This is a genomic window from Candidatus Binataceae bacterium (assembly GCA_036495685.1).
Classification (GTDB): domain Bacteria; phylum Desulfobacterota; class Binatia; order Binatales; family Binataceae; genus JAFAHS01.
Map to the genome: position 1 here is coordinate 60,831 of DASXMJ010000023.1, position 16,409 is coordinate 77,239.

General features: G+C 60.4%; 17 protein-coding genes. 11 read left to right on the forward strand and 6 right to left on the reverse strand.

Annotated features, from left to right (window positions below; translation table 11 throughout):
* Nucleotides 1–4: 4 nt before the first annotated feature.
* From VGI36_02525 to VGI36_02535, 3 genes are all read left to right on the forward strand, one after another.
* Entirely contained in the window at nucleotides 5–883 is an 879-nt protein-coding gene (locus VGI36_02525; GenBank protein HEY2483990.1) for a hypothetical protein, read from the forward strand.
* Nucleotides 884–957: 74 nt separating this feature from the next.
* Complete coding sequence (efp, locus tag VGI36_02530; GenBank protein HEY2483991.1) at nucleotides 958–1,521, forward strand: elongation factor P; 564 nt, start codon at nucleotides 958–960, stop codon at nucleotides 1,519–1,521.
* A gap of 46 nt (nucleotides 1,522–1,567) precedes the next feature.
* Nucleotides 1,568–2,710 (forward strand): THUMP domain-containing protein, encoded by a 1,143-nt coding sequence (locus tag VGI36_02535; GenBank protein ID HEY2483992.1) that lies wholly within the window; start codon nucleotides 1,568–1,570, stop codon nucleotides 2,708–2,710.
* Between the two features lie 10 nt (nucleotides 2,711–2,720).
* On the opposite strand, the gene VGI36_02540 is transcribed toward VGI36_02535, so the two are convergent.
* Nucleotides 2,721–3,569, reverse strand: a complete 849-nt coding sequence (locus VGI36_02540) for a radical SAM protein (protein HEY2483993.1) — start codon at nucleotides 3,567–3,569, stop codon at nucleotides 2,721–2,723.
* Complete coding sequence (locus tag VGI36_02545) at nucleotides 3,570–4,874, reverse strand: hypothetical protein (GenBank protein ID HEY2483994.1); 1,305 nt, start codon at nucleotides 4,872–4,874, stop codon at nucleotides 3,570–3,572. It lies immediately after the preceding gene.
* Between the two features lie 147 nt (nucleotides 4,875–5,021).
* Here VGI36_02545 and VGI36_02550 point away from each other — a divergent pair, with 147 nt between their 5' ends.
* Together VGI36_02550 and VGI36_02555 are read left to right on the forward strand one after the other, a co-directional pair.
* Nucleotides 5,022–5,441, forward strand: coding sequence for a hypothetical protein (locus VGI36_02550; GenBank protein HEY2483995.1), 420 nt, complete (start codon nucleotides 5,022–5,024; stop codon nucleotides 5,439–5,441).
* Between the two features lie 146 nt (nucleotides 5,442–5,587).
* A complete protein-coding gene (locus VGI36_02555; GenBank protein HEY2483996.1) occupies nucleotides 5,588–6,196 on the forward strand; it encodes a ubiquinol-cytochrome c reductase iron-sulfur subunit in 609 nt (202 codons plus the stop codon).
* A gap of 326 nt (nucleotides 6,197–6,522) precedes the next feature.
* Here the strand turns inward: VGI36_02555 and VGI36_02560 are convergent, their stop codons facing one another.
* A complete protein-coding gene (locus VGI36_02560) occupies nucleotides 6,523–7,602 on the reverse strand; it encodes a GNAT family N-acetyltransferase (GenBank protein ID HEY2483997.1) in 1,080 nt (359 codons plus the stop codon).
* A 144-nt stretch (nucleotides 7,603–7,746) separates the two neighbouring features.
* On the opposite strand from VGI36_02560, the gene VGI36_02565 reads away from it, so the two are divergent.
* The 3 genes from VGI36_02565 (at nucleotide 7,747) to VGI36_02575 (ending at nucleotide 9,596) form a co-directional block, all read left to right on the forward strand.
* A complete protein-coding gene (locus VGI36_02565; GenBank protein HEY2483998.1) occupies nucleotides 7,747–7,959 on the forward strand; it encodes a dodecin family protein in 213 nt (70 codons plus the stop codon).
* Nucleotides 7,960–8,082: 123 nt separating this feature from the next.
* Entirely contained in the window at nucleotides 8,083–9,081 is a 999-nt protein-coding gene (locus VGI36_02570) for an MBL fold metallo-hydrolase (GenBank protein ID HEY2483999.1), read from the forward strand.
* 125 nt (nucleotides 9,082–9,206) lie between these two features.
* The gene (locus tag VGI36_02575; GenBank protein ID HEY2484000.1) at nucleotides 9,207–9,596 is read left to right on the forward strand and encodes a hypothetical protein; all 390 of its coding nucleotides are present in this window, start codon (nucleotides 9,207–9,209) and stop codon (nucleotides 9,594–9,596) included.
* 146 nt (nucleotides 9,597–9,742) lie between these two features.
* Here the strand turns inward: VGI36_02575 and VGI36_02580 are convergent, their stop codons facing one another.
* Both VGI36_02580 and VGI36_02585 read right to left on the reverse strand, forming a co-directional pair.
* A complete protein-coding gene (locus tag VGI36_02580; GenBank protein ID HEY2484001.1) occupies nucleotides 9,743–10,057 on the reverse strand; it encodes a hypothetical protein in 315 nt (104 codons plus the stop codon).
* 445 nt (nucleotides 10,058–10,502) lie between these two features.
* Complete coding sequence (locus tag VGI36_02585; protein HEY2484002.1) at nucleotides 10,503–11,174, reverse strand: LON peptidase substrate-binding domain-containing protein; 672 nt, start codon at nucleotides 11,172–11,174, stop codon at nucleotides 10,503–10,505.
* A gap of 155 nt (nucleotides 11,175–11,329) precedes the next feature.
* Between VGI36_02585 and VGI36_02590 the strand changes: the two genes are divergently transcribed.
* The 3 genes from VGI36_02590 (at nucleotide 11,330) to VGI36_02600 (ending at nucleotide 14,926) form a co-directional block, all read left to right on the forward strand.
* The gene (locus tag VGI36_02590) at nucleotides 11,330–12,685 is read left to right on the forward strand and encodes a 4-hydroxyphenylacetate 3-hydroxylase N-terminal domain-containing protein (protein ID HEY2484003.1); all 1,356 of its coding nucleotides are present in this window, start codon (nucleotides 11,330–11,332) and stop codon (nucleotides 12,683–12,685) included.
* A gap of 113 nt (nucleotides 12,686–12,798) precedes the next feature.
* Nucleotides 12,799–13,443, forward strand: a complete 645-nt coding sequence (locus VGI36_02595) for a hypothetical protein (GenBank protein ID HEY2484004.1) — start codon at nucleotides 12,799–12,801, stop codon at nucleotides 13,441–13,443.
* 130 nt (nucleotides 13,444–13,573) lie between these two features.
* On the forward strand, nucleotides 13,574–14,926 hold the full coding sequence (locus VGI36_02600; protein HEY2484005.1) for an outer membrane protein assembly factor BamD: 1,353 nt from the start codon (nucleotides 13,574–13,576) through the stop codon (nucleotides 14,924–14,926).
* A gap of 137 nt (nucleotides 14,927–15,063) precedes the next feature.
* Here VGI36_02600 and VGI36_02605 read toward each other — a convergent pair whose 3' ends face one another.
* Nucleotides 15,064–16,344, reverse strand: coding sequence for a M20/M25/M40 family metallo-hydrolase (locus VGI36_02605; protein ID HEY2484006.1), 1,281 nt, complete (start codon nucleotides 16,342–16,344; stop codon nucleotides 15,064–15,066).
* Nucleotides 16,345–16,409: the final 65 nt, after the last annotated feature.

Here is a 16,409-nt window from a genome sequence, read left to right on the forward strand (position 1 = left end):
CAAGGTGCGTGGACTGTCTCTGGTCCGCTGCGCCTGCCTGGGCGCCGCGATCGCCGGCTGCCTGACGGTCATCCGATCGGCGCACGCGGCGGATGCGCCCAAAGTCGTCATCACCGCGTTTACCCCTGAGGGGGGGACCTTCCACGTAATCGGATTTCTGGAAGGCAACGATCTCGCATCGGCGGGTATTTTCGATCGGGGTGAGAAGCTCAAAGACATCGCCGTCGCAGGCACACCCGGATCCCAGCGCGTGAACTTTGATTTTGCGATTGAAGCTCCGTCGCCCACCATGATGATCGAAGTTACCGACGGCGTCGGCCGAACCGCCTCCGCGCCAATCCTGCCGGCAAACGCGGCCTCACCCGAGGGAGCAGCCGCAAACCCCGCGCCCGCATCCACTGCCGCCGGTGAGGACACGGCCTCGGTTCCCTCTTCGCCGCCCGAAGGATCCGGCAATGCCATAGAGATCCCGCGTTACGGCGGCAGCGCGGCGCTTTCCCGCCAGCCTAATCCACGCTTCCCGGGAGGGGTCGGCAACCCGATGACCAATGTCGAGATCGGCGTCATGAGCGTGCTTCCGGTTCTCTCGAAACCGGGTAGCTACGAAGTGACCGGGCAGATCGTGGGCGCGGGGATTCGCCGCGCCGGCATCTTTGTCAGTGGCCGCCCGGTTAGGCCGATTCCGGTGGCGGCCGGGACCTTCACGCCATTTGACGTGGTCTTTCCGCTCACCGGGGGACGCAACGTGACCATCCGCGCATACGGGGCGGGCAATCAGTACATCGAACTGCCGATAAACCTGGACAGCCCGGCAGCGATGTACAGCAATCCTTACACACCGCCGCGCGGTCCGCTGATGAATCGGTATGGTCCTCCGCCCTAGGAGGCCAACTTGCCCGCTAGCGGCGCCTTGGATAAATTTCTTTTTCTTAACTTCCCATCGAGAGTGCATAGACAATGCTGATTCAAGCGACGCAACTCCGCGCCGGAATGGTGTTGGAATACAACAAAGACCTTTGGCGGGTGATGACGGTAACCCACATCACGCCAGGCAACTGGCGCGGGATGGTCCAAACCAAGCTGCGCAATATCAAGAGCGGCTCGCAGACCGAAAATCGGTTTCGTTCCGAAGATCGCGTCGAGCGAATCATCCTGAGCCAGCACACGATGCAATTTCTTTATCAGGATGGCGATGATTTTCATTTCATGAACACGGAAACCTTCGAACAGATCACCATTCCAAAAGAACTGATCGAGGACGTCGCCGGTTTTCTCACGCCGAATCTGGAAGTCGAAGTCGAGTTCTACGAGACGACTCCCCTCAACGTGACCCTGCCCAAGACCGTCAGCCTCAAGGTCATGCAGACCGATCCCGGCATGAGAAACGCAGCGGTGACCAATACCTTGAAACCGGCAACGGTGGAGACCGGGATGGTGATTCAGGTCCCGCACTTCGTCGCCGAGGGCGACACGATTACGATCAACACCGAAACCAGAGAGTACCTGTCGCGCTCCAAGTGAGCGCCCACCGCCCGGCACGTCGCCAAATGCCGCGCGGGATCGAGTGATGAACCGCGCAGCGCGTCAACCCCTCGAACGCAGGCCGCCGGCGTCGCGGCCGCTGCGCTTTGGACCACAGCTGTTCATCGCGCAGACTCAACCTGGATTCGAGTCGATCGTGTGGAGCGAGATCGAAGCTCGGGTACCCTCCGCTCGCGAACAGGCGCGCCGGCAGGTTGGGGATCGCGCGGGACTGTCGATATTTACCACCTCCACTCCTCACAAGCTGCGCTCGCTTCGCTGTGCAGAAGATGTCCTTCTCCTGGCCGGCTATCGCTACGGCCTAAGCAGCGAATCCGCTGGGCTCGATCAGATTCGTTTTGCCTCTCGCGAGGCGCCCTTTGTAGAAGAAGCACTCAATGCCCGCGTGGTCTTCCAGCCTGCGGCGCGCGCCGGACGTCGACTGCGCTTCCGGGTCGTCGCCCGACAGGTGGGCGACCACGAGTTTCGTCGCGTCGACCTCCAACGCGTTGTCGGCCTCGGCATCGCGGAACGCCGCGACCATACCTGGCGTCTCGATGAGGACGCGGCGGACGTTGAATTCTGGGCAACCCAGATCGGCAGCGAACTGCTGCTCGGGATCCGCCTCAGTGATGAGCGCATGCGCCACCGCGATTACAAGATCGCACATCGCCCTGGTTCGCTACGCCCGGCCGTGGCCGCCGCGATGGCCTGGCTTTCCGACCCGCGCGATGACGATATCCTCCTCGACCCATTCTGTGGCGTCGGCACGGTGCTCATCGAACGCGCCCACCTGGGACGCTATCGAAACCTCATCGGGAGTGATCGCGACCCGAGCGCGATTCGTGCCGCGCGGGAAAACATCGGACCGCGCTTCAAGCCGCTCGAACTCCATGACGACTGGGACGCCGGCGCGCTACCGCTGGCGGATGCGAGCGTGACAAAAATCGCAACCAACCTGCCCTGGGGGATAAAGCACGGCTCGCATGCCGTGAATCGTCGCCGCTATGGCGATTGGCTCGCGGAAATGAATCGCGTGCTGGCGCCGGAGGGAAAAATGGTCCTACTTACGGCGGAGTGGCGACTGATGCGCGATCTGATCGAGCGCGGCGCACTGGCAGTCGAGAACCGGTTGCGGGTGACGGTATTGGGTGCGCCGGCCTCGCTCTATCTGTGCAAAAAGGTCTGAGCGTCCTCGGTCACACCGCATTGAAACCGGCTTGGCTGAACAGCACCCGATCGCGACCCATCCGCGACTGCAACCGTGCAAGCAGCTCGCGTTCGGCCCCTGGCTGGAACCATGTCGCGTAGCCCAGCCTTTCGTAGAGGTCGCCCACCCCGAGCGCGCGCGAGCGTCGCCCGCTCGCACCGTCGCCTTCGAAATAGGTGTCGAGCACCGCGCGATCTGAAACGTTCGCAACCATCTCGGCGAAGCGAGCGGGATGGTTCGGCATCATGGGAGCAATCGCAACCTGCACGAAGATTCCCGCGTCGCGTAGACGCGCACAGGTTAGAAGCCTTCTCTCCACTGACGAAGAGGTGGGAGTGATTGCACGCCGCACCGACTCATCGTCGGTCTCCAGGGTGATCGACACGATCAGCGAACCGCCAAGCGCCCGGAGCAGCTCGATGTCCCGTTCCACCATGGGACTTCGCGTCTGCACGAGCAGGCGGCGAATTCGATGCCGGTGAAATATCTCCAACGAGCGGCGAGTCAGTTCGAGCCGTCGTTCGAGGCCCTGGTAAGGGTCGGTCGCCGACGACATGAAAACCGTGACCGCATCCAGCCGGCCGGCCCGCTCCAAGGCGCAGAGCTCTTTTTCGAGCAGGTCCGGAAGGTTGGATTTGGCAATCACCCATTCGCCCCACCCTCCTTTCTGCGCATGAGCGACGGGCAGCATCCTGACGTAGCAGAATGGACAACCACCGCCAGCGCCGAATCCACACCCGACGTACGGATTTAGCGAGTACGCGAATCCTTTCAGGAACCCACCGGTCGGGGTAAGCGCGCGGGTTGCGGGCCGCGATGTGTAGCGGCGTCCCGCCACTTACTTTTGCGCGGGAGAGTAGAAGGCTTGTACTCCGGCGTCGACCTGCCGCGGATTGCTGCCATCGATCGGAACAACCCAAACCGAGGGCGGGGGAGTATTTTGCATCTCCGCATTCGGCTCGACCAGCAAACGCACACCCGCGAAAACAATCGCGGTGGAGTTGGTTGACCAGTTGGAGTGCGACAGCGCAAGCTGCTCGAAAAAACGATAAGCGATCGACTCCTCTTGGGTCGAGAGAAAGCGGCCCAGGTCGCGGGTCTCATTGTTCTTTAAATTCACCACCTTCCACACGTAGTAGGGTTTCTCGCTGGGCACCCCGATGTAGGCGAGGTAACGCGCATCGGGCGAGAAGAAATATGCCGCGACCTCATCCTGGGTTAGGTCGCGCGAACTCGCATCCTGGATATCGACCAGTTTGATCCCGTGAAAAGTGGGATCATGTGGAACGACGGTGGTCGCGTATGCAAGGTGGCGGGAATCGGGCGACCACACCAGACTGTTGTCGCCGACTGGCAGGCTCACGATCGATCGAGCATGATCGCCGTTCGTGTCGGCCACCACGATGTTCGATTCGGCGTGATAGTTCGCGATATAGGCGAGATGCTTGCCGTCCGGAGACCAGCACGGAGTCTTGAAGGGAGTGCGGCCGCTGGAAAGCACTTTGTCGACTTGCTGATTAGTCTCGGTAACCGAAAGCAGACCCACTCGCTCGGTGCTCTGCGGGTCGGACCCGGAGGTGTGAAAGACCAAGCGATCCCCGGTGCTGTGCCAATCGAAATACAGAGGGATACCCGTCATCACGATCCGGATCGGCGCGCCTTCCTTGGCCTCGCAAAGCATCAGGCTGAGCCCTGCCGGCTCGTCCAACAAAAAGGAAATGTGTTTGTTGTCGGCCAGCCAGTAGATGTAGACGACATGCTCGTTGCGGCTCTGGTAGATCTGCGCGGCCTGCCGACGGGCCAGATCATAGACCCATACCGCGAATGATTGGCCGTGGGGGCCCTGTCCAACCGAGGAATAGGCAATGCGGGTACCGTCGGGTGAGAATGTCGGCCATCCATATTGCAGTATCTCGGACTTCTCGTCCGCTGGCTGGTAGGCGATGGGAAGCGCGCCGGTTTCGCGTCGCACCTGCAAGCCCTGCGCCGGGCAGGTCAGGCACTCCGGCTTCGCGCCGGCGTCATGCGCATAGTGGATGTTATTGTCGGTCCCGACAAAGACGATGGCTCCCGCCGGCACCGCGGCTATCGCAGCGCGACTCGGGACGACCGGAGCGCCAGCCGCTGCGAGAACAAGCGCCACAGCCCACAGCAAAACACTCGACCTGCGTAGCATCAAATGTACAATCGCTCCGGCGAACGGCGAAGGCAAGCCGCCGACGGACGCGGTCGCGTCTCGCACGCATCCTGCGGGTTGACACCGGACCGGTCTCGGGACCAAAGTTAGACCATGTGGCGGGCAACATTCGTGTTAAGCGCTGCGCTGTTATTGGTCGCGCCTTCCTTCGTGCGCGCCCAGGGTTATTCCGACCTGGATAAACAGGATCCGACCGAGTACGACGATCAAGATTCGCAACTCCTGAATATGGTCAGCTACGTGTTGCGCCCGATCGGTTTCACTTTGGAATGGGGAATCGCGCGGCCGCTGCACTACTTGGCAACCCAGAGCCCGGTTGCCCCGGTGCTCGGTGCAAACACCGATTCCGATCGCGAGCGGCTGCCGCCGATCACCCAGTTACCGCTACCGGACGATATCCAGGAAAGCGCCACCACACATCACGACACCGTTATCAGCTCGCCGTATCAAGCCCCCGTCAGTTCCGCGACTCCGGCGCAATCGGCGGGGTCAAATCAGCCGGTTCTGCATTGATGTTTTGGACGGCGAGTGGACTCCTGCCGGTCTCCCATTGAATTGTTCCGGTTTTCCACGTTAGAATTTTTTCTAATCGGCACGCGTCTAACAATGAGGATTACCTAATCCGTCGTCAGTCGGGCGGAGGTTCGAAAAGCATCTAAATGGCCGCAGCACTGAAGGATAAAGCACCGACCGATCCGGCCGAACTCGCGAAGTGGCGGGCGGACGAGCAGGCGAAAGAACGCGCGCGGCGCGACAAGGAAAAGACCGAGATCGGTTCGCTGTGGAGCCGGCGGGATTTTCTGGGGCGCCTTGGGTGGGGCGGGTTTGGAGCTTTCGCCACCATCGGTTTGCTGGCTGCAGTTCGCTCGGCCTTTCCGCGGGTGCTGTTTTTGCCGCCCTCCAAATTTTCTGCCGGTTACCCGGGCGATTATGTGATCGGCGAGGTGAGCGAGAAATTCAAGCAGGATTTTCGGACCTGGATCGTCCGCACCAAGGCGGGTTTCTACGCCATCTTTGCAAAGTGTACCCACCTCGGATGTACTCCGCGGTGGCTCAAGACCGAGCAGAAGTTCAAATGCCCGTGCCACGGCTCCGGCTACTACATCAGCGGACTCAACTTCGAAGGTCCGGCACCGCGGCCAATGGATCGCTTCAAGATTTCGCTTGGCGATGACGGTCAGTTGATTGTCGACAAGTCGGTCCTCTACGAAATGCAGCCGGGAGTCGACCCCAACGAACAGCACCCCGAGAGCATTCTCAAGGCTTGAGCTGAATCGCCGAGCTTTTTGAGCGGCGCGGGAAACCAATCGTTCGCGCATTTGGGTTGGTTTGAGAAAGCGATCGCCCCGATGCGCGTCCTCTGTCCGTGGGCGCGACCCCCACGTCTTTCGGCACCTAGAGCACCGCGCAAACGCCAGGCGAGTCGACTCGCAGGCTCGTTATCAGCGCACCGAATTACCTGCGGCTATGGGCCGATCGAAGTAAGTTCAATCGCACATGACGAGCGAAAGTCGCGGACCCCGAGCGGCGAAGCCGGTCGGAGTCGCGCCATCTCGGGTGAGCGGGCATTAGTGATGCTACCGCTGCGGTTGTCCTAGCGGCGAAAGTTACGTCGATAGGCGAGATAGTTGGCGCACACTTTAGCGCCCAGCTTTTCCGCGGTGCGGCGCGACGGCCAATTGTCGTCGACGACCAAGGTGTAGCTCAAGTACTTCGCCCCCCGCTGGATAAGTTTCAGATACGCGTACGACGCCATCGCCAGGTTCACTCCGCGTCCACGCGCCACTTCGCGTACGCCGATGCCGAGAAAATTGAGTTTCTCGGAATCCTCGAGAACTCGCCCGGGCTTGAGCGCCGCGTGCGCGGTTTCTTCCGGCACGACCATCAGGGTACCCACCACCTCGCTGCCGCGGCATGCGACCAGCGAGGTTTCGAGTCCGCCCAGCATGTCGAAAAAACCGAGAATCTCGGCGTATGCTTCGTTGCTCGCAGCAACGAATCCCCAATGGTTATAGAACGCCTCGTTCCATGCGGGTGCGAACTCGTTGACGCGTTTTTCCGGCGGCAAGTCTTTTAGTGGCACAAGCTCATATCCGCCACGGCGCCCCGCCTCGAGGGCGCTCTCGTAGCGCGCGATCAGTTCAGGTGTGACCTGTATCTTGTAGTCGACCAGCCCCTTTTCACTTTCAAACCCGGCGTCCTTGATCAGAGAGTGATAGTAGTCCGGGTTCTGCCTCATCAGGTTGGGCGGCAACGCGTCGTATTCATCGACCACGAAGGGCATTTCGATCGGCAAATAGAAGCCGGCGCGTGCGGCCAGCGCGCCCTGCGCTTGCAACCATTGGCAGGCTGCGTCCATGAGTTCGCGAGTGGCGCGATACGAGCCGGGGCGGGCCTCAAACAACGCCAGGTGCCCCAGCCGGTCGTTCCAGCGCTGGTAATAATCTGGGTCTAAGAGGGCGAGCACCCGGGCCTGCATCTCCCCGCCTTCCCGCGCCACGAACGCCTTCATGGTCTTCCCGGTTGCGAACGCGCTCACGCCCAGCAAGAACGGGAGCTGCATCTCGGTCGCGGCCGGCCACCGCGCCGTGAGTTCGGGCCGGATCACGTCCTGGAGCTTGATGAAGGCGGTGAACCCCGCTTCGGTGTCCGGCGATTCAATTCTAATGGTCACTTTTCCCGGTTCTCATCAGATCGCATGATGCCTCGCCTTGTTTCTCTGATCCACGTAAGCTATCAGCGTGCAGGCAGAACCTAGCGCCGCGCGCCGCGCAGGGTCAAATCTGCGCGGGCCCGCGAGGCTGCAGGAGTGCAAGCTATGGTAGAAAAGACGATCGAGCTGACGGGAATCTCCTCCAACTCGATTGAAGACGCGGTTCAAATTGCAATCGCACGCGCCGGGGTGACCATTTCGGGCATCCACTCGGTGCATGTCGAGGATGTCTCGGCTGCGATCGAGAACAATCGCGTCGTACGCTGGAAGGTCAGAATCAAGGCGACCTTCCAGGTGAAAGACGAACTGCACGAATGAACCGCCCGCCCGGCGATGGGGGACATCTCCGCATCGCGGTCGAGCGGATCGTCACGTGCTCGGCGGGAGCCGGATCGCAAGGGCGTCACGCCATGCGCAGCCGGCCACTCGGAGTCTTACGCGATGGCGACCAAAATAGTTGAAGTTCATCCCGGCATCTATGAAATCTTTCTGCCGCTGCCGATGCGGCCGACAATCATCAATGTTTATCTGATTGATTGTCACGGAGCCTGGGCGCTAATCGACACCGGCATGAATTCACCGGACAGCGTCCGCACGCTCGAGGAAGCATTCGCGCAGGTCGGAATCAGGATCGAAGATCTCGACATCCTCATCGGCACCCACCACCACATCGATCATTTTGGCGCCTCCGGCGCGATACGCCAACGCAGCCACGCACAGACCTACCTGCACCCGCTCGAAACCGAGCGCGCCGGCCGCATGCTGATGTTTGGCAAGGTGAGTCATGCCGATCGTCCCGAGTCGCGGGCATTTTTTCAGCTGCACGGATTTCCGATCGACGACTTTTCCCCGGCCGGAATGCGCCCCGCCTGGATGGGCACCGACCTGTACAGTCCGGTGACCGAACCTGACCATCTGACCAAAGACGGAGATATCTTGAAGGTTGGTGACCGGACTTTGGAATTTATTTGGACGCCCGGACATTCTCCCGGTCATAACGTAATATACTTGCGCAAAGAGAAAGTGATGATTGTGGGCGACCATCTGTTGCCAAAGATCACCCCGCACGTGGGACTTTATCCGGACAGTCCCGATGGTAATCCACTGGGAGATTTCATTAACTCGCAATTGAAGGTTCAGCGTTTCGAGGTACAGTCGGTGCTTCCCGCCCATGGAGGCGTCTACAGCGATCACCGCCACCGCGCCAACCAGATTATCGAACACCATCGGTACCGCGAAGCCGAGATGCTGGATCTGATCAAACAGCGGCCGAAAACGGCATTCGAGGTCGCACAGACTGTGTTTGGCGGCGAAGAACGCCCGATATTTCACGTGATGGCGGCTACTTTCGAGACCCTCGCGCATTTGCAACTTGCATGCATCGAAGGCCGGGCCCGCAAAATGGAGCAGAATAACAGGATGGTTTTCCAAACCTTGTGATTGTGTTACGGGGGGTTTGCTAAATCCTTTAATCGGTGTATTTTGACGCTGCTTTGACTTGGGTGGGGTGGATTGCCCGTTGTGGGCCTTGTTCGGGGGAGGCCCCCAGAGTGAAGGAGGATGCCATGAGACGGACCATTAAGTTGTTGCTGTTCTCAGCGGGGCTGGCTTTCCTGGTCGCCGGCTGCGCTAATCAGAGCGGTGGCGGTACAGGGGCCAGCGCTCCAGCGGGAGGCCAGGCAGCTCAGGGAGGCACGGCCGCAGCCAGCGCCGGCGACGCGAGCATGCGAGACTTCAATCTTCGCGTGAAATGCCCTGGCGTTCACGAATTGAAGCAGCACGGATGGTCTGATCAGCAGATCGTTCAGCAGCTCTCGGTCTCTCAGGACGACATCCCTGCTTGCGAATCGTGGGTCCAGTCACAGCCGAAAGGGTACATTCCTCCACCACCTCCCGGCACCGCTGCCGCAGGAGCTCCCAAAGCAGTTCCAACAACCCCAGCGGCCAAGCAATAACGGCTTTGGCTTAACCGCGAGCGCATGATCGGTAGATCTACCGTCGCACGCGTCGCGATTGGTTAGTCAATAAAACAAGCGGCACGGCGTCTCGGGCGCCGTGCCGCTTTACTTTTAGCCGGACCGTCGGTGCTTACGACGGAGCTTTAGGCGCGAGCTGCGCGCTTGTTTTCGCGCCGCGAGGGAGCACTGATACGCCCGCTGCGCACTACCGGGGAGCGACGCGCCAAGCGTCGGGTCGAAATCCCCGCAAGCTGCTGACTGCGCCAGTCCTTGAGTCCGCGGCGCAAAAACTGCGGCTCGATTCCCAGCGTCTCGCACACGGTCTCGAACGAAAAGGGACCTTCGCCCCCTTCACCGCAAAGCCAAGTCTCCGCTTCTTGGAAGAGACGCTTGCGTGACCCACCCGTGGCATCGGCGTTGTTCTGAAAGCAGCGTAGAGCGTCCTCCAGAATAGCCATCATTAGCTTTTTTACGGGCCGAATTCTGCTGTCATCTCGACGACTGTCGTAGAATTGTTCAGGCGTCAAGACGTCCGGAACAAAAAGCGATCCCAAAGAGCTGTTTTCCCATTCCATGATACTGATCCTGTCCCTCAACCACCACGTTTTGTATTTAGATTACAACAAACATACGCGGTACGAGGCTCTTATTTCTGCTATTTTTCACCTTTTTCCTGCAAAAACCGTGCCCGAGGCTTCCTAATTCTGGAGCCGGACAAATCAGCGTAGAGCTTATGGATTAGCGGGGCTACTTGTTGGTGGGATGAGCTCTGCTGCCGCGTTTTGCGAATCGATCCGCATTTCGCAAACCGCCAGTACGGCCGGGGCGGTAACCCAAAAGGGGCGGAAACCGCCTCTACGCTCAATCGAAAAGCCAGCCCGGTCTCAGCTTCGCTGCGCTTCTCTACTGCACATTATCGGGGCCGCCGCCGGTGCCGGACGGTCCAAGCTTGCGCTCTTCGAGCTTGAAGCTCAGGACATCAATAAGACAATCGGCACGGTCGCCAAAGGCCTCCAGTATGGTTTGCTTTTCCAGCGGTGTCACGTCGAGATGAAAGGACAGAAAATTGATCAACTCGGCTCCGCGAAACCCGCGCTCCTCGACCAGTGCCCGCCATGCCTCCTGCGCGGGGGCACCAAAATAACTGAACAGCACTTCGCGCAGGCCCTCCAGGGTTTCCGAGTCGCAATCCAGGGCCTCGCGCGCAACCGGACACCATTCGACTTCCGCCTGGCGGTAGGAGCGCTCGCGGATCTCGTGCATGACGCGAAACTCGGAGATTCCCTGCAGAACGAGGTTAAAGCGCCCATCCGGAACCTGGACCAACTCTTCTATTCTGCCCGCACACCCGACTTCGAAAATATCCGGATACGCATGGTAGCTCTCTTGCGTAACATAGTCCTGCTGCCACTCGCCCTTGAGCAGGATCATCCCAATTAATCCATCGCCGGCCGAAGCATCCGCGACCATCTCCTTGTAGCGAGGCTCAAAGATGTGCAGCGGAACCTTGATTCCCGGAAACAGTACCAGGTTCGGCAGCGGAAAGAGCGGAATAATTCTCGGGAAGTCAGACACGATCTGCCAGTTGGAGATTAAAACCGGAGCGCCCGACCCGTCAAGGTGAACGTCTTTCCTGCTTGCGCGATAGCGTCTGCTCGCCGCCTCCGGGATCCATCGATTGCAGTGTTATAAGTATTGGGAGGCTGACCGCAAATCAGGACTTTACCCCAATGGGTGCGCGCTCGGGCAACAACTATCTTTCTGCACTAAAGAAGCTTGGTGCCGAAATCTGGCTCGGCAATGAACGCATCCGCGATGTGACATCCCATCCTGCATTTGCCAGTCGCGCACGGGCCACCGCCTCGATCTATGACATGCAGATCGAAAACCCCGAGGCCATGACCTTCCGCACCGAGGACGGGGGTCGCGCCGGCCTCTCATTCATTCAGCCGCGAAGCGCCGAGGAGCTCCGCAAGCGCGGCAAGATGATCAAGACCTGGGCCGATTACACGTGTGGCTTCCCGGCGGACACGCCCGATCTGGTGAACGTGAGCCTTGCCGCCATGGACGCGGCCCAGCAGTTTTTCGGCGCAAGCGATTCGCGGCACGGCGACAACGTCCAGAGGTACTACCGGGAGGCACGCAATCATGACTGGCGCGCTACCGAGGCCTTGCCGGATCCAGGCCGGAGCGAGACTGGCGTCGGTGGAGCGACCGCCGCGGAGCCGCTTAAGACCGTCGGGCGCAATGACGCGGGACTGGTAGTCAGCGGGAGCCGCAGGCTTCCGACTAGTGCCCCGCTCTGCGAGGAGCTTCTGGTTCTTCCGTCGATTACGCTCGAGACCGGACCGGCCGCTGAGCCGCTGGCCAACGAGTTCGCGATTCCCTGCAATACCAGGGGACTCCGGATCGTCTGTCGCGGGATTTATAACCCGGAGCGCCCCCTTTCTGACCATCCGCTCCGACCACGTTTCGACCAGTTGGAATGCATTGCCGTGTTCGACAGGGTGGTCGTTCCGTGGGAACGCGTGTTTCTGGCCGGCGATGTCGCTCGCTGCAATGCCGAGCAGTCGTCGACAAACTCGGCCATTCACCGCGCGCATCTTGTGGCGGTCCACAACCTGGCCACCGCCGAGTTTCTGCTCGGGCTCGCAGCGGGCATCGCACACGATGCGGCTCGGACGTCGTCGCCGGGTGTCCGCGAGCGGCTGGCGCAAATGATTGTAATCACCGAATCCTTGCGGGCGCACTTGCACGATGCGCAAGCGGATGCCGCCGCGGATCGGTGGGGCGTGTTCGTTCCTGCACGCGGAGCTCTCGGGGCCGTGATGGGCGGTTCGCTTTCGGGTTTGTACCGGCGACTGGCCGAGATAGCTGGGCTCTGCGAAGAGCCACCAGCCCATCCGGATCAGCCGGTGACCATGCATGAGCTGGTACAGATGCTGGCGCGTAATTTCTCTGGCGGTCCTCATTTAGCAAGCCAAGCCTCCGCGCTCGACGATTCGGCGGGCACGGCAAGCTTGGAAGACACCGACTTGAAGCCGTTGATTGACCGCACCGCGGCATTCCTCTCCCGGGCGGACTGACAACCTGATGTCCACTTCGAGAATTCGCATGGACACAATCGCACAATCTCTGCGCCCGTATGAGCGTAGCGTCTTGCGGCAATCGAGCGGGTCCGTAATCGTGGAGTGGCACGATGGCGCGACTTCGAAAAGCAGCAAAGATCTGGCGCCAGCCCCAGTCGCGCGCTGCCGCCGGCTGCGCCGAGGTCGAGGCCGCAGACGGTCTCTTTGCGATAAATCCGGCGGCGATTTTCGGCAGCTCCGCGCCGCTGGAGATCGAACTGGGAGCCGGTACTGGCGATTTCATCGTCGCGCGCGCGGCCGAATTTCCTGAGCGCAATTTCCTTGCGATCGAGTCGTCGGGGGTTGTCTCGCGGATGCTGGCGGTGCGCTGCGGCCGTGCGGCGCTGCGCAATCTGCGGGTGCTCAGGATGGATGGGCGCACGCTGGTAAACCTGATGATCGGATCCGAGAGCGTGAGCTCCTATCACATCTACTTTCCTGACCCCTGGCCAAAAGAGCGCCACCACAAACGTCGGCTCTTCACCCCGTATCTGGTCGCCAATCTGGAACGTACCCTCGCCCCGGGCGGAGCGCTGTATGCCGCGACCGATGTCGGCGAGTATGCCGGCGAGATCTTCGCGATGCTCGACGCGACCGCGCTGGTCTGCTCGGCCGAGGAAGTTCCCGGCTGCGTTAAAACTGCATTCGGCCGAAAGTTTGCTGCCAGCGGAAAAGCTATCCACGCGCGCGCGTATCGAAAATCGCTATGCCTGTGAACCGTGCCGCTTTAAAAAAGCGCCGGGGCATAAGCTTCTACTGAATCGGCAGGCCTCCAATCCCTGTTACCTTTCCTCTCGACCTGATTTGCATTGACTGTTGGGCTTGTTTAACCTGAACCCTCAGTTCATGCGCAGATTGTTCGCGATATTTGTGGCCTTCTGTCTTCTGTTAGTCGCCGGTTGCGCCATCAAAAAGGCCCCCACCGGTGAGGACTACTACCAGCAGGCCCAGGCCAATTTCGCCCATCATGAGTACAACGCCGCCATCGAAAACTATCAGCTGGTAATCGACAAATACCCTTTCAGCCCGTACGCCGAAGACGCGGAGCTGAAGATCGGGCTGGCGTACTACGAGATGAAGGATTACGCGGAGGCGATCGGATCGCTGGATGATTTTCAGCGCATGCACCCGACCAGCAAGAACCTCGAACTCGTCAGCTACTACATCGCGATGAGTTACTACACCCAGATCGGCCGCGAAGACCAGGATCAGACCAAGACCGAGCAGGCGCTGAAGCATTTCGAGATTATCGAGCAGCGGTTCCCCGAAGGATCGTTCGCGGAACTTGCGCGCCAGAACGCGAACGTCTGCCGCGAGATGCTCGCGCGTCACGAAATGGTGGTTGGCAGCTACTATTTCAAGCGCGCGAACTTCCGCGCCGCCGAATCGCGGCTCGCCGAGCTGATGCAGAAATATCCCGACACCCCGATCGCACCGGATGCGCTGTTTGAACTCGGCCAAGCGCTGGAAAAAGAGGGCAAGAAGTACTCGGCGGCACAAGCATTTTCCGCGCTCGAACGCCACTATCCCGAGACCCCCTATTCGGCCAAAGCCAAGGCGGACTTGAAGAAGCTCAACCAGCCAATCGACACCGAGGAAGATCCCCTGCCGCTAGTGCTGGCCGAGACTGGGTATGGCGGCCAGCAGACCGACCAAGAGCACGTGGTCGTTCGCCAGCGCGATGCGACCCTCGACGAAAGCGCGGCCGCTGCTCCACCCTCGACGCCGGGCACCCCCGCACAACCTTCGAACAATCAGTTAGCTGCGCTCAGTCATCGATCGGCCTCGGCCTACGGGCCTGACGGGCTGCCGATTCTCGATCGGCCTGATAGCCAGGCACCAACGCACGCGGCGGGACCCGCCACGCTCAAGACGATACGCCTTTCCCAGGCTGATCCACCGATGTCGATAATTCTCGACCTGACCGGCCCCGTTACCTACAACAAACGGGTCGAAAACGGCTCCGGCTACTCCACCGCGATACTGACCCTGAAAGACGTCACGCCGGACAAGACGTTGCAGAGCCACATCGTTTTCGACCGCTCCATCTTCCGAGACTGCGACGTCAAGACGGACTCGCAGGGCACCACGGTTACCATGAATACCGTCCCGTTGGCGGACGTCTCGGTGGTTCCCCTCGACGGACCACCGCGCCTCTTGCTGACCTTCATGCCGCAGAGCCAACAAGCGTCGAACTGACTCACCGCGATCTTCGCCGATACCTTTCCTGGCGGGTTGTCGATTAATCAAGTCCTGCTCAAGGTGGGAGAAGTAGCGCGTCGCATCTCCAATGGGCGGGGCGGGTGGGAGGATTCACCGGACGGCGACTCTCTTTTTCAACTGAAGATGTCGCTGAACTTCAACCCCACAAACTCCAGCACAACTTCGGCATAGACCTTCAAACCCCAGAAAAATCCATCGATCGGCAACCGCTCGTCGTTGCCGTGGAACAACGACCCAAACGGCGTGTGCGAATGAAGCTTGACGGGACTGAATCCGTAACACTGCGACCCAAGGCGCGCGTAAAATTTGTTGTCGGTGGCACCGGGCGTCATCCACGGGATCGCGCGCGCACCGGGGTCCGCCGCTTCTACGTGCTGACGGATTAGCTCGAAAAGTTCCGTGTCGGGGCTCGTTTCCGCGGGAGGCGCGGTTTTGACCAGTTCAAACTTGGGCTCCGGGCCGACGATCTTGCGCAGCTCCGCCATGAAGCTTTCGGGATCTTCGCCCGGAAGCGTGCGGCCATCGAGCACCACCGAGGCTTCACCGGGAATAACGTTGTCCTTGTAGCCCGCGCGTAAGATTGTGGGCGAAACGGTATTGGAAAGCATCGGGCGCAATAGCGGCCCGGGATCGTCTTCGGGTAGGCCGAGATCCGCTAACGTTCGCTTCATTAACGGCGTGATGTTGCGGCGCATCGGTGTGTTTACGATCTTCGTGATTAGCGCGGAAATTTTTGCGATCGCGGTCTCCTTGCGCGGCATCGAACCGTGTCCGGGTGGCGCCGTGACCGTCATCTTGACCGTGACGAAGCCCTTCTCTGCCACCTGGATCGGATACAAGCGCCGCCGGCCAACGTGCAGGGTAAATCCTCCGACTTCATTAAGCACCCATCCGGCGCGCACCAGTTCCGGATGCCGCTCGACCAGGAATTTGGCGCCCAGGTCCGACCCTGCCTCTTCATCTGCGACGGCCGCAAGAATAATGTCGCGATTCGGAACCGCACCCGCACGCTTCAACGCGCTTACCAGGACCAGGTCCATCGCACCCTTCGATTTCATGTCGATAGTGCCGCGACCCCAGATGCATCCCTGGTGCGTCTCCGCGCCGAACGGTTCGCGGGTCCATCCCGATGGTTCGACCGGAACCACGTCGGTGTGCGAGGAAAGCATGAGGGCCGAGCGGGCAGCCTCCGCGCCCGCCAATCGCGCGACCAGGTTCGCGCGGGTCGGCGCGCTCTCTCGAATTACCGATGCTATTCCGTGGACGCCGAGGGAGCTCGCGATCAGATCGGCTGCGACGCGCTCGTTGCCAGGCGGATTGCTGGTGTCCAGCCGGACAAGCGCGCGCAGGATATCGAGCGCCTCGTTCTGAATACCCTCCCACGGAATCTTCATCACCGTAACTTCAGGTCCTCTCGATGTTGTTCGACCGCTGCGAATAATGCGGGGAACCAGCGATT